The following is a 13,598-nucleotide window of genomic DNA, read 5'->3' on the forward strand; positions in this document are numbered from 1 at the left end:
GCCGCCAACAGCGGGGAATGACCAACATCAACTGACGCAGTGGGGGGTCATTTTTCACCCGCCGGAACTGGGTCACGATTCACCCGTCGCCGACACGCCCGGTGTTGGCGTCGAAGTAGGTCGACGTGCCGTGCAGGCGGTGCGGGGCGTGCCGGGCGGTGCGGGGCTGCCTCCCGTATTCGGTGTCCAGCTGTTTCGAGGCGCGTTGAGTGCGGCCGTGTGCTCACACTCTGCACTGCAGATGGTGGAGCCGGTGGCGGGGGCTTGCCGGCGCGGGAGTGTGGGTACGGCGCTTTAAGCCGTAGGGGAGGGGGCTGTGGTGCAGAGGATGGAACCGGGGCGGGTTGTCGGTGGGCGCTATCGGCTAAGCAGCCAGCTGGGATCGGGCCGGTACGGGCGTGTGTGGCGGGCGTATGACGAGGTCCGGCGCGAAGTGACGGTCGAGGAGGTGGGGGCGGTGGGGGCCGCGGAAGCGGCACAGGTGGTGCGGACTCTGCGCGAGGCGGCAGCGCTGCGGGGCCATCCGTATGTCGCCCCCGTCAAGGACGTCGTGGAGGCGGACGGTGTGCTCTGGGCCGTCGTACCCGTCTTTCCGGGGCCGTCCCTCGCCGGCCTCCTGGCCGAGCACGGCCGGCTGCCCGGCGTGCAGGTGCGCGACGTCGCGATGGCGGTGCTCGGCGCACTGGAGGCGCTCCACGCGGCCGGGATCGTCCATGGAGATGTGCAGCCCGCCAACATCCACTCAGACCAGGACCGTTGGATCCTGATGCCCAAGATCGGCGTGCTGGCAGGGGCGGACACCCAGACCACATGGGACGGCACGGAGAGCGTCACCGAGGCGGACTACATCGCCCCCGAGATCCTGCACGGCGCTCGCCGCACCCAGCGCAGCGACCTGTACTCGCTGGGGGCGACGCTCTATCACCTTGTCGCGGGGCGCGCGCCGTTCCACCGGGGCAGCGTCATCGCGACCCTGTCTGCCGTGGCGCTGGAGGAGCCGCCGCCACTGGAGGGCATCGGTGGGCTGGGAGCGCTCATCGAGGGGCTGCTGGTCAAGGACCCCGATAGGCGGCTGACGGTGGCTGAGGCGCGGCAGGTGCTCGGCGGGGCCGGCGTGGCCGGACGGGATCCGTACGCGGAGGCCAGGGCCACCACGGCCAGACCGGCCCCCACGGCGGCGCGCCATGTGGCGACCACCTACGCCGTCGGCGTGGCCGGGTGGGGGCTGGCGATGGTCCTTGCGGTGGCACTGGCCTTGGCGTTGGCGCACGTCAGCGCGGTCGAGGTTTCGGGGTTGTTCGTGGCCCTGCTGCCCTGGGTGGTCTTCGTCCTCGGGGTCTGTGTCCTCGCTGTACAAGCGCGCGCGGCCCTCGCGCGGCGGAGCTCCTGTGAGGTGCCCTTATGGATCTGGTACGTCCGCTCGTTCGTGCCACCCGCGCCGTGGACCGGCGAGGAGCGGGACGGGCGTCGTGCGGCCGCCGAACGGGCCGTGGACGAGGCACTGCTGACGGCCGACCGGCGGGTGGCGGCCGCATCGTCGGACAGGGGCAGGGGGACCACCGATGTCTGACCAGGAGACACCGCCCGTCGGCACGCCCGTCTGGATGGTGCCGTCCTTTCCCGCGGCCGACGAGGCGCGCAAGTGGCAGGAGATCGACCCGGACCACCTCGCGTGGCGACGGGAGCTCGTGGAGCGCCAGCTGCGCCTCGAGCGCCTCGACCAGTGGGCGGGCTACGGGTTCCGGCTGCTTGGGCACGCGATCGTGGTGGGGTTCGGCGTGGCCTTCGTCTGGCTGGGGTTCTACGCCGTGGACCACAAGGCGTCGATGCAGGTCGTGCCCATGATCGGCGGCGGGATCGCCGGGCTCGCGGGCGCCGTGCTCGCGGTGCGCAACCGCAAGGAGTGACGGCCCGGCCGCCGGGGTTTGGAGGGGCCGTATTTCTTCGGGTGTGGGGTCAACGCCCCCGCACGTTGCTGCTCCACAGCGCAGTGTCGGCTGCGGGCAGGCGGATCGCTGTCCGGATCAGTTCGGCGGTTCGTCGCGGCTGTTTGTTGTGCCCGGGCTGCAGGGGTAGGTGCGCGAATTCCGCATCCGTTAGATCACCCTGCCCCATGCCCAGAGCAACGACCCGGACAGGCCCTCTAGCTAGCTAGCTAGCTAGTCCTCGTCCGCGGGACGGCCCTCGCCTGCCATGAACCGCCAGACGAGGGCGTGGCCCAGGACGACCAGGGCGATCAGCATGAGGGCCTCGGCTTGGATGGGGCGCAGTCCGACGTGGCCGGTGAGTTCGGGGGACGCGCCGACGACTGCGATCAGGACGTAGAGCAGGGTGGCACCGGTCTGCTGCCAGGTGACGAAGCCGTCGCCGCGGGTGCGGGCCAGCAGTCGCAGGGTGCACGCGCAGCCGAGCAAGGCTACGAACACGAAGGCCGCCTGCCAGATCCGCGGCTGTTCGGTGCCGCCGACCTGGGCGAATAGGCCCATCACGGCGGGCAGGAGGAAGGACAGGTAGACCCCGCCGACGACGCGGCGCTGGGCGGGGTCGCGCATCCAGTCGCCATGACTTTGGACGACGTTCCACCACAGGCCGACCAGGGTGAAGCAGGTCGCGGAGAAGAGGGCGTAGAAGGTGGCGATATCCATGGACGACGAGGGTCGCAGCGCTCGCGGCCCCGCCGTGCGTCACACGCCCTGCGCCCGCCGGAACGGACTAGCTAGGGCCCTTCTTCCGGATCAGGCCGGCTCCGGGCGACCGCGCCTCTTGCCAGACCCCACGGCCCGGGCAAGATCCGAAAGACAGCCTTTAGGTGTTCGGGTTGCCGATCCGGTCGGCGAGGGTGTGGAGGGCTGTGGCGGAGAGGGTGTCGGGTTCGGCGGTGCTCACGAACAGCCATTGGTCGGGGTCGGCTGGGAATATGAGGGTTTCGTAGTTGAGGGTGATTTCTCCGAGCGTGGGGTGTCGGTAGTGTCTGGTGCCATGGGAGAACGCCTCTACGTCGTGTGCGGCCCACCATCGGTGAAAGTCTGTGTCCGCTGCCGAGAGCTGGTCGATCAGTTCGGTCAGTTGCGAATCGTTCGGATGCCGGCCTGCATACAGGTGCAGTCCTGTGACGACCATGCGGGCGGCCATGTCCCAGTCGATGAATAGTTCTCGCGCGACGGGGTCGAGGAATACGAATCGGGCGAAGTTGCGTTCGCGGGCCGGCATGGCTTCGAAATCGGCCACGAAGAGTGCGCGTGCCATCGGGTTGAGGGCGAGGATGTCCATGCGGCCGTCGAGGATGATGGCGGGGGTGTCGCGGAGGGCGTCGAGCAGTGCGTAGGCGCCGGGGCGTACGTGCCGTGGGTGGGCGGGCCGGTTCACTTTGGTGACGGACTGTGGCCTGGCCAGGGCGAACAGGTGTGCGCGTTCGGCATCGTCCAGGCGCAGGGCGCGGGCTACGGCCTGAAGTACTGCTTCGGAGGCGTTGGCGACGCGTCCGCGTTCCAGGCGGATGTAGTAGTCCGCGCTCACTCCGGCCGAGAGGGCGACTTCCTCGCGGCGAAGTCCTGGAACGCGGCGACTGGTTCCCGGTGTGATCCCGGCCTGCTCGGGGGCCACCCGGGCGCGTCGTGTGCGCAGAAAATCGCTCAGCTCCTTGTTGTCGCCCGAAGCGGAGGACGCCTTGGCCATATTTTGAGGCTAGCTCTCGGCGCGCCGTCCCGGCAAGCAACGCCCGGCGCAATGATAGGGCCGCATAAGCTGCTCTCCGGCAGTGAGAAAGAGAGCCGGAGTAGTCGCCTGGAAGAGGCAGAACGAAAGACACGTCTTTTCTGTCGGATATGTGACTGGAGTCGACGGGTGGACGCTTTTCCATATTCCTGGCGGTTGACGACGGCTGCCGGAATGATGCGATGTGTTCTGAGTTTCGTTCTCGTGCCGCGGGTGGCAGCTCGGCAGGCGAGTCGAATGATCTGTTCACGGCGGCTTCTGTAGCCGTAGCCTGCGCCTGTGCAGGAGGAAGGCGAGACGACCGTGACCGTTCGCGTCGGCGGGGAGAGCCCGCGGGCGATCAAGCTGTGCTTCCATCGGCTGACGCGCTCTTTCCCGGACGAGGTGGACGACCCGATGCGCGACTTCGTGGTGACAGCACACGGCGAAGGGGTGCGGATCGAGGTCTCCGTGCGGACTTGGGGTGGTGACGGTCTGGACGTCTTTCTGGCCGAGCTGGCGGAAGAGTTCCGCGGGTGGACCGGTGCCCGGACCTGGCGATCGCTGGAAAGAGATCTGACGCTGTCTGCTGAGCACGCAGGTTCGCGCGTCCGGTTGACTTGGGGACTGCCCGACCGCCTCCCTGATGACGAGTGGCATTTCGAGGCGACGACGGATCATGCTCCTGGAGAGGACATGCGCAACCTCGCCATCGAGATCCGCGGTTTCCTTGAGTCGGATTCGCTGAGGTGAGCGAGGTTGTTCGGCTGAGCGTGTTGACGGTCAGCACAGTGCGTGGGTTTGCCGGTGGGGATCGGGCGGCAGGCCGGTTTCAGGAGGGCCTTGTGTAGATCGGCGCTGCGTTCCCAGCGGATGCGCAGGCGTCGGAAACCGTGCAGCCAGGCGAAGGTCCGCTCGATCACCCTCCGATAGCTGCCGAGGCCGTTGCCGTGTCGGGTGTCTCGGCGAGCAAAGACGGCGGATTCGACCTCGCTTCCACGAATTGTTGTGAATGCGGGCCGTCGGGAAAGTTCCGGGTGGGGGGCTGGTTCCCACGTACCCGGCACGGGTTCGCCTTCCTTCGTCCATCGGGCTGGAGGCGCCGCCCCTCCGGGATGTTCGCCAATACGGGAGCTGAGGCTGGTTGCCGTCACGGCCGCGCACACGCCTTGGGTAGTCGCTGGTCGCGAGCTGCCCGCACCGGCCACCGCCGTCCCACCCCCCGGGCAGGGTGCCGGTCAGGGCCGGGTTCCGGGCGTCAGCCGGCGGGGGAGTTGCTTGCTGTCGTCGTCCGGGCGCGCCTCCCGGGGCCGTGTCGGCTTGTGTCCTCGCCGGTTTTCCGTGCCGGCGAGGTCACACGTGTGGTCTCCCCAGGCCCCCACCCCTCGTTACTCGGCAGTGGGGCTGGGGGGGTCTGTCAGTGCCTGGACCGGTGGGCCGGGGCCGAGGCGGGCCTGCTGGAGCGCTTCCAGGGGCTTTTCCGGCTGGTTTTCTGGATGGCACGCCGACGTCAAGAATTAAGGACATTGCCCCATGAATCTGAAGCTTGAATTGATCGTGCTGCCGGTTTCCGACATCGACCGGGCCAAGGCCTTCTACGAGAGGGCCGGGTTCCGCCTGGATGTCGACTACACGGCCAACGAGGACATCCGGGTCGTTCACTTCACGCCGCCCGGCTCCGAGTGCTCGATCATCTTCGGTGAGGGGATGACGCCCCTCGCACCCGGCTCGATGCAGGGCCTGTATCTCATCGTCTCCGACATCGAGGAGGCCCGCGCGGAGCTCATCGGCCGGGGCATCGAGGTCAGTGAGATCTTCCACGACGCGGGTGGCCTCTTCCACGGCCACGGGGGCGGGGACGTCACCCACCAGGGCCCGGGCCAGGAGCGGCTGGCCGGCCTGCATCCCGAGCGCGCCTCCTACGGCTCTTTCCTCACCTTCAGCGACCCGGACGGCAACGGGTGGGTGCTCCAGGAGGTTTCGCAGCGCCTCCCGGGCCGCTGACAAAGCCCACAGGCCACCGTCCAAGGGCTGCCATCCGGGCCGGACACGGCCCCGGATGGCAGCCAGTCTCCGGCCCACCCGGTTCTCGCGGGTTCGGGCCGACAGGCCGGCACCGCAGCGCCGGGGGAGCGCAAGCGTGCTCTGGCGCGCCCGGCGGTCCGGCTGCCACCGGGGGACGAGCGGCCGCCGCGGGCGCTGGGAGACGGCATTGCCGCCGGGGCCCGTGCCCCCTGCCCCCTCGACCCCGTGTGTGCGGCGGCCGTGGGCGCCGTCGCGGCGCCCGGGCTACGCACACGCGATCAGCGACGGGCCGCGGCCGCCGCGGGCGCTCAGAGGCGGCTTTGCCGCCGGGCCGTCCCCTCCCGTGATCCCGCGCTTGGGCGGGGCGCCCATGCCCCCTTCGACCCTGTGCGGTGCGGCAACCCCGGGCGTCGACCGGCGGCGGGGCACGCACAATGCGGCCGGCAAGGGGCCGTGGCCGCCGAATGTGTCCGTCCGAGTCACCGAAGCAATGAGGAACGAAACAGTGAGGAATGCAGCAGTGAGGAATGCAGGAGTGGGGAACGAGTCGACCCGCGTTTACGACGTGATCGTCATCGGCGCAGGCCCGGTCGGTGAGAATGTGGCCGAACGTGCTCGGGCTGCGGGGCTCAGTACCGTGATCGTGGAGCGTGAACTCCTGGGCGGTGAGTGCTCGTTTTGGGCGTGTGACCCGAGCAAGGCGTTGCTGCGGCCGGTGGTGGCACGTGCCGACGCCAGCCGCATCCCCGGACTCAACCCGGCGGTGGCCGGTCCGCTGGACGTCGAGGCGGTCCTCGCACACCGCGACGAGATGTCCTCGTACTGGAAGGACGAGGACCAGGTCGACTGGCTGGAGTCGGTCTCGGTCGACCTCATACGCGGCGACGGCCGCCTCACCGGCCCCAAGCAGGTGGCCGTGCAGACCCCTGAGGGCGTCATCGCCCTGGCCGCCAGGCACGCCGTCGCCGTCTGCACCGGCACCCGCGCCGCCCTGCCCCCCATCCCCGGGCTCGACACCGTCCGCCCCTGGACCAGCCGCGACGCCACCAGCGCCGGCACGGTGCCCGGCCGCCTCGCCGTCGTCGGAGGCGGTGTGGTCGCTGTGGAGATGGCCACCGCGTGGCAGGCTCTGGGCTCGCAGGTCACCATGCTCGTCCTCGAGGACGGCCTTCTGGAGCGGATGGAGCCGTTCGCCGGTGAACTGGTCACGGACGGACTACGCGAAGCAGGCGTGGACATCCGTTTCAACACCACCGTCGCCTCCGTGGTCCGCGAAGGAGGTGAGGGCGGCGAGGTGCGGATCACGCTTGCCGATGGCGGGCACCTGGCCGCCGACGAGATCCTGCTGGCGACCGGCCGCGCCCCGCAGACTGGCGACGTCGGCCTGGAGACAGTCGGTCTGACCCCCGGTGACTGGCTGACCGTCGACGACACCTTCCGTGTCACCGGCGTCGACGGCGGCTGGCTCTACGCCGTCGGCGACGTCAACCGCCGCGCCCTGATGACGCATCAGGGAAAGTACCAGGCCCGGATCGCCGGCACCGTCATCGGTGCCCGGGCCAGGAAGGAGCCCGTCGACACCGTCCCCTGGGGCGCACATGTCGCCACCGCCGACCACGCGGCCGTCCCTCAGGTCGTCTTCACCACCCCCGAGGTCGCCTCGATCGGCCTGACCAGCCGCCAGGCCGAGCACAGCGGGCGCCGTATCGAGGTCGTCGACTACGACCTCGCCCGCCTCGCCGGCGCCCACCAGTACGGCCGGGACTACCGCGGGCAGGCCCGCATGCTCATCGACACCGACCGCAACACCGTGGTGGGCCTCACGTTCGCCGGCCCCGGCGTCGGGGAACTGGTGCACTCGGCCACCATCGCGGTCACCGGCGAGGTGCCCCTTAACCGGCTCTGGCACGCCGTCCCCGCCTTCCCCACCCTCGGCGAGGTCTGGCTGCGGCTGCTGGAGACCCACCGCGGCTGAGCATGCCCCGGCCGCCCATGCCCCGGCCGCCCGTGCGCCGGCGGTCGTGGCCTCGCGCCGGGTGACTGGGTTGTCTGCGGGTGAGAAGCGCTTCCCCTTCTTGTCCCGGTGCCCGGCGGTGGCCTGCCCGCACACGCGGATCCGGGCCGAGGGCTGCGGATGACCGCAGGTGCCGTACGAAAATCCTGTACACCGGCGTGGTGGTGCAGCAGGTGCCCGCTGAAACCCCGGCTGCGGCACAGCCTGCTGGTGGCGCTGCCAAGCCTCGCAGCTCCCGCATCCGGCCCGACAGCACTCCGCTCGTGGGAGCTCCTCGATGGCCGTCGGCCAGGGGGCCGACCGGCTGGCTTTGTTCACGAGGGGAGGCGTCGGCGGTGCGTCGTGTTCGATGACACCGTGCTTGCCGGCACCCCGACCTCGTCCGCGTGACCTCCCCTGGCACCTGCCGACGAGGCGGGTCACGGCGCGGCTCGGCGGGCGCGGGAGCTGGGCCTTTCGTAGATTGAAGAGGGAACAGCGCAGAGGAACGCGTGGTGACGGCTCCGGAGATCGACTACGCGGCGGCTTTCGCCGCCCTACCGAGCCCGTGTCTGATGCTCGGCACGGACCTGGTGATCGCCGATGCCAACCGGGCCTTCTGCGAGGTGACCGGACGGAGCCGGGCGGAGTTGGTCGGGCAGTACCTCTTCGACGTCTTCCCGGACAACCCCGCCGACGCGGAGGCCGACGGGGTGTCGACGCTGAAAGCCTCGCTGCACCGGGTGCTGTCCTCCGGTCAGACCGATCACATGGCGTTGCAGAAGTACGACATCCCGGTCGCCGACAACCCGGAGGTGTTCAAGGAGCGGTGGTGGACCGCGATCAACGTGCCCGTTCTCGGTCCGGACGGAAAGGTCGCCTGGATCATCCACCGGTCCGAGGACATGACCGAGGTCGTCCTCGCCCGCCGCACCGTGCACCTGCCCTCGGTCAGCCCCGGCCGGGAAGCGGCCATGGAAGCCGAGCTGTATGCCCGGGCACGACAGCTGCAGCGGCTGAACGAGGAACTGCGCCAGGCCCACGCCCGTGAACGGCGCATCGCCGTCGCCCTGCAGGAAACCATGCTTCACACGCCGGACCTGGCCCGGCACCCGGATATCGCCGTGCGCTACCTGCCTGCGACCGGATCTTTGAACGTGTGCGGAGACTGGTACGACGCGGTCGACCTGTCCGCGGGCCGCTTCACCGTCGCGGTCGGCGACGTGGTCGGCCACGGCCTGATGGCAGCGACGATCATGGGAAGGCTCCGCAGCGCGCTGAGCGCCGCCGCCCGCACCGTCCATGGCCCCGCCCAGGCCCTGGAGGTCCTCGGGCTCTATGCGCGCTCGGTCGAGGGAGCTTTGGCCGCCACCGCTGTCCAGGTCCTTATCGACTGCCGCGGTCACCTGCTCATCTACAGCAGCGCCGGCCACCCCCCGCCCGTCCTGCTGCACCCGGACGGCTCCTGCGATCTGCTCGACCAGGCCACCGACCCACCGCTGGGCGCCCGCCCCGAACACGTCCCCCGTCCCCAGGCCACCACGACCTACGCCCCCGGCGACACCCTCATTCTCTACACCGACGGCCTGATCGAACGCCGCGGTGAGGACATCGACAACGGCCTGACCCGCCTGACCAGCACGCTCACCACCTGTACCGGGTTCGGGGCGGAACACCTCGCCGACGCCCTCCTCGCCCGCCTCGACGTCACCAGCGGCGCAGGCGACGACATCGCCCTGGTCGTCGTCCGCCTGCAAGATGTGTTGTGACCGTCCTGGTCGGAGCGCTGCCCGCTGTTGCCGCCGGCCGAGAGGGGGTGTGAACGGTGGCTGCACTGTCCTGCATTTCGACGAGCCCGTTGTGCCGGCGGGGCCGGCCGGGCCGTCCTCGTGGTTGATCTGGAACTGGGGCGCTGCGGGGGCCCTGCAGCTCCGGTATCCGGGTCCGAAAGCAGTTCACTCGTGGGAGTCTCGTCGATGGCCGTCGGCCAGGGATGGTGGCCGGCGGCTGCCTGCTGTGGTGCCGTTACGTGCTGTACCTCAACTTCACATTCCGTGACCCTGCGTCCTCGTCCGGCGCTGTGCGTCGCCGGTCGTCTCAGGAGACGATGGAAAACACCAGAACGGCACGAAAAAACATCCCAGCGCTGCAGCTTTGAGGGGGCTTGGGCTTGTGCTGGGCGCGCGTCGCCCTGGCAGGTGGAAGGAGCACCTGGGATGAGTGAAGCGGGATCTTTCAGTGCCGGCAGCGGCTCGTCCGACCTGAGCCTCAAGCTGCCGCGCGGGGTGTTGGATGAGCTCGGTGTGGCGGTGGTGGCGCTGGATACGGCCGGGCGGTTGGTGTTGTGGGGCCCGCAGGCCGAGGAGCTGTTCGGCTACTGCGCGCGGGACGTGCTGGGCCGGCACGCGGCCGAGCTGTTGGCCCATGATTCGGACCGGGACCTGGTGTCCGGTCAGTGCGAGCGGATGAGGGAGACCGGCCAGAGCTGGGTCGCTCTCATTCCAGTCCGCAACAAGGACGGCAGTACGCGGCTGGTGGAATGGCGCTGCAGCCGTCTGCCGGACAAGCAGGGCGACTTCTACGCTCTGGGTATCGCTACCGATGCCTCGACTCTGCGCAAGGTGGAGCAGGATTTGGCGTTGTCCACACAGCTGATCGCCCAGTCGCCGATCGCGCTGGATGTTTTGGACACCGATCTGCGTTATGTGGCCGTCAATCCGGCGATGGCCCGGATCCACGGCCTGTCTGCCGAGGACCACCTCGGCCGGGGCTTCCGCGAGGTCCTGCCCTCCGACAGCATCGACGCCTCCGAGGCGGCCATCAGAGAAGTCCTCGAGACGGGACGCCCTTTGGTGGACAAGTACACCATTGGCCGCACTCCGGCCGACCCTGACAACGATCACGCCTGGTCTGTCTCCGTCTACCGGCTGGAGGATCCAGGCGGTCGGGTTCTCGGGGTTGCCACGTCGGCGGTGGATGTCACCGATCGGCACGGCGCGATCACAGCGGCGGCCCAGGCCCGCCAGCGCCTGGCCCAGATCGCCGAGGGCTCCGCCCGTATCGGTACCACTCTGGACATGAAACAGACCGCCCGCGAGCTGGCTGATGTCGCCGTGCCCGAGCTCGCCGACGTCGCGGTCGTCGACGTACTCGACTCCGCCCTTGACGATCGCCGCCCCGCGACACCCGACAGCGGCCCGGCACTGTTTCGCACCCACGCGGTGAAGGCCGCCTACCTCGCCGAGGCGAGTGGCGCCGCCGGCGCGGCCGACCAACCGGTCAGCTATGACGCCGACCGGTTGCCCACCCAGTGCGTACGAACCGGTCGGCCGATCATGGTGACGCGCGTGGACGAGTGGGATCTGGCACGCATCGCCCGAGACGCCAAAGCCGCCGCCGTCCTGGCCAGTGCCGGCATCCACTCCTATCTCGCGATACCCCTGACCGCCCAGGGCCGGACCCTCGGCGTCCTGGGGCTGATGCGCGGCCGCAATCAACAGCCCTTCAAGGCGGACGACGTCACCCTGGCCGGTGACCTCGCCGGCCGCACTGCCGTGTCCCTCGACAACGCGCGCCTGCACCAAGACGTCCGCAACACTGCGGTGACCCTCCAGCGCAGCCTGCTGCCCCAGCCGACGCCACCCGAGAGCCTGGAGGTCGCCACCCGCTACCAACCCGCCGGAACCTCCACCGAGGTCGGCGGCGACTGGTTCGACGTCATCCCCCTCGCACAGGACAAGACCGCGCTCGTGGTGGGCGATGTGATGGGCAGCGGCATCGACGCGGCCGCCACGATGGGCCGCCTGCGCACCGCCACCTTGACCCTGGCCGACCTCGACCTCCCGCCCGCCCAGGTGCTGCAACGCCTCGACAAGATCACCGCCGGTCTGGACCCCTACATCGCCACCTGCATCTACGCCGAATACGACCCGCACAGCGATCAGTGCCGCATCGCCGTAGCCGGACACCTGCCCCCCGCACTGACACCCGCAGGCCAACCCCCCGAACTCCTCGACCTGCCATCCGCCCCACCCCTCGGGGTCGGCGGCGTCCCCTTCGAAACGACCACCGTGCCCTTGCGCCCCGGCGATCAACTGGTCCTCTACACCGACGGCTTGGTCGAAACCCGCCACGACGTCATCGACGAACGCCTCGACCTCCTCCTGCGCGTACTCGACGGCCACGACCGTTCCCTGGAAGAAACCTGCGACCGGCTCTTGGAAACACTGCGTGATCCAGGCGACCACGACGATGTGTCCCTCCTCATCGCCCGACCCAGACCGCGACCCTGACTCAACTACCCACGTCGGCCGGCCCAGGACAGCTCCTGGCGTGCTCCAGCGCTCACCTGAGGGTGCGTACCGAACCGTGGCCCGGGTCGGCACTGTCGCCTCCCAGATCAACAACTCGATCGCCGCGGAGCCGACCTCCTCTTCCAGGTCCCGACCGCACGCGAGGACAAGCAGGCAGCCCAACTCCTGGGTATCGAACCCTCCGCATCTGCCGGCGCACCACCCTTGCCGGACGCAGCGCCAGTACTCCGGCGGCCGGGTGGCCAGAGAGCCCGTGGCCACGCCCTGGTCGACCGCGGGCTCTACGTGCCTGACCCACAGACCTTCTGTACACGGAAAGGCTGCAGCCATGGTTGAACGCACGCGTACCCCGGGCCTGCTCGACGGCCAGGACCACAGGGGGCCCCGGCACTCACCGATGGGCGTACAGTTCGTCCAGCCCTCCCGACAGCGCGGCGCGTACCTGGCGGGTTATCTCGTCAACCAGCACTTCGGGTTCGTCGTTGAGCAGCGCCGCCATGGTCGCCTCGGCCACGTCGACCGCAAGGATTTTCGGGGAGTCGACGTCCGCCGCCAGGTCTGTGTCGACATAGCCGGCATGCACGCCCACCACCAGCGTGCCCTGGTCTCGCAGCGCAAGCCGGAATGCGTTCGTCAGCGACCATTGAGCGGACTTGGAGGCCGCGTAGCTCGGAAACCGCCGGTTGGCCACCCACGATGCCACGGACAGCATGTTCACCAGTGCGCCCCCGCCATGGGCGGCCAACACGGGCGCGAACGCACGCGAGACGGCCCAGGTGCCGAAGTAGTTGACCTCCATCTCGCGCCGGGCACCGTCCAATGGGCCCTCCAGGAGCGACGGGCCACCGGTGACCCCTGCGTTGTTGATGACAATGCTGACATCGTCGGCGGCACGTGCGGCTGCGGCGATCTGCTCCTCGTCTGTGACGTCCAGTCGCAGCGGAGTGAGCCCGTCGGCCAGGGCGGCCTTCGGGTCCCGGACAGCGGCGTAGACCTTGGCTGCGCCGTGCGTGAGCAGGGCTTTGGTGAAAGCCATTCCGATGCCGCGGTTGGCTCCCGTGACAAGGGCCACCGAACCGTTGATGTCCATGGTCATCACTTCCGTCACAGAACGCGGAAGAATCTCTTCTGCAAGGCTAGTACTCCGGCCGGACCTCTGTATTTGTCCTGGTCAACGGCCTGGCGGTGGCTAGTGGGGTTTGGTCTGGGTGGGTCTTTTGCCAGCCGACGCTCTTGAGGATGAGATTGAGGCGGTCTTCGCGCAGGTTGCGACCAAGGTCCTGTTCCGGGCGGCAAGGGGCGGTCGGGAGCGGCTAGGTAGGTGGACGCGTCATGGAGAGCCTGTTCCGGAGCACTCGGATGCGAAGCGGCTCTCCACGACGCCGGTCGCAGCCGGTGACGGAATACGGCGACAGCCATCGAGTCACCCACTGTGACGTCGCAGTCGCATCAGGTTTCATGGGCCGGTTTCCGGTGCAGCGGCGCGGGGGGGGGGGGGGGGGGGGGGGGGGGGGGGGGGGGGGGAGGGGGGGGGGGGGGGCGGAGGGGGGGGGGGGGGGTGTTGGCGTAGTGTG

10 protein-coding genes and 1 pseudogene are annotated in these 13,598 nt (G+C 69.4%); 7 read left to right on the top strand and 4 right to left on the bottom strand.

The window, feature by feature from the left end:
- The first annotated feature begins 328 nt into the window (after positions 1–328).
- Both AC07CM_RS48835 and AC07CM_RS48840 read left to right on the top strand, forming a co-directional pair.
- Positions 329–1,570: a serine/threonine-protein kinase gene (locus tag AC07CM_RS48835; protein WP_478883053.1), complete on the top strand. Its 1,242-nt coding sequence runs from the start codon at positions 329–331 to the stop codon at positions 1,568–1,570.
- On the top strand, positions 1,563–1,907 hold the full coding sequence (locus tag AC07CM_RS48840) for a hypothetical protein (protein WP_478883045.1): 345 nt from the start codon (positions 1,563–1,565) through the stop codon (positions 1,905–1,907). Before AC07CM_RS48835 ends, AC07CM_RS48840 begins: the two co-directional genes overlap by 8 nt.
- A gap of 252 nt (positions 1,908–2,159) precedes the next feature.
- Here the strand turns inward: AC07CM_RS48840 and AC07CM_RS48845 are convergent, their stop codons facing one another.
- Complete coding sequence (locus tag AC07CM_RS48845; protein WP_478883046.1) at positions 2,160–2,645, bottom strand: hypothetical protein; 486 nt, start codon at positions 2,643–2,645, stop codon at positions 2,160–2,162.
- Between the two features lie 160 nt (positions 2,646–2,805).
- On the bottom strand, positions 2,806–3,675 hold the full coding sequence (locus tag AC07CM_RS48850; protein WP_478883047.1) for a helix-turn-helix transcriptional regulator: 870 nt from the start codon (positions 3,673–3,675) through the stop codon (positions 2,806–2,808).
- Between the two features lie 318 nt (positions 3,676–3,993).
- Here AC07CM_RS48850 and AC07CM_RS48855 point away from each other — a divergent pair, with 318 nt between their 5' ends.
- Entirely contained in the window at positions 3,994–4,446 is a 453-nt protein-coding gene (locus tag AC07CM_RS48855; protein ID WP_478883048.1) for a DUF6228 family protein, read from the top strand.
- 30 nt (positions 4,447–4,476) lie between these two features.
- Here AC07CM_RS48855 and AC07CM_RS48860 read toward each other — a convergent pair.
- Positions 4,477–4,664: pseudogene (locus tag AC07CM_RS48860) on the bottom strand (transposase); the annotation flags it as partial.
- A gap of 562 nt (positions 4,665–5,226) precedes the next feature.
- Here AC07CM_RS48860 and AC07CM_RS48865 point away from each other — a divergent pair.
- The 4 genes from AC07CM_RS48865 to AC07CM_RS48880 all read left to right on the top strand — a co-directional run bounded on the left by AC07CM_RS48865 (position 5,227) and on the right by AC07CM_RS48880 (position 12,003).
- Complete coding sequence (locus tag AC07CM_RS48865; RefSeq protein ID WP_478883049.1) at positions 5,227–5,697, top strand: VOC family protein; 471 nt, start codon at positions 5,227–5,229, stop codon at positions 5,695–5,697.
- 511 nt (positions 5,698–6,208) lie between these two features.
- Entirely contained in the window at positions 6,209–7,693 is a 1,485-nt protein-coding gene (locus AC07CM_RS48870; protein ID WP_478883050.1) for a dihydrolipoyl dehydrogenase family protein, read from the top strand.
- 533 nt (positions 7,694–8,226) lie between these two features.
- The gene (locus AC07CM_RS48875) at positions 8,227–9,480 is read left to right on the top strand and encodes a PP2C family protein-serine/threonine phosphatase (RefSeq protein WP_478883051.1); all 1,254 of its coding nucleotides are present in this window, start codon (positions 8,227–8,229) and stop codon (positions 9,478–9,480) included.
- A gap of 447 nt (positions 9,481–9,927) precedes the next feature.
- Positions 9,928–12,003, top strand: coding sequence for a SpoIIE family protein phosphatase (locus AC07CM_RS48880; protein ID WP_478883054.1), 2,076 nt, complete (start codon positions 9,928–9,930; stop codon positions 12,001–12,003).
- A 412-nt stretch (positions 12,004–12,415) separates the two neighbouring features.
- On the opposite strand, the gene AC07CM_RS48885 is transcribed toward AC07CM_RS48880, so the two are convergent.
- The gene (locus tag AC07CM_RS48885) at positions 12,416–13,120 is read right to left on the bottom strand and encodes an SDR family oxidoreductase (protein ID WP_478883052.1); all 705 of its coding nucleotides are present in this window, start codon (positions 13,118–13,120) and stop codon (positions 12,416–12,418) included.
- Positions 13,121–13,598: the final 478 nt, after the last annotated feature.

This window comes from Streptomyces sp. NPDC044061, assembly GCF_056434305.1.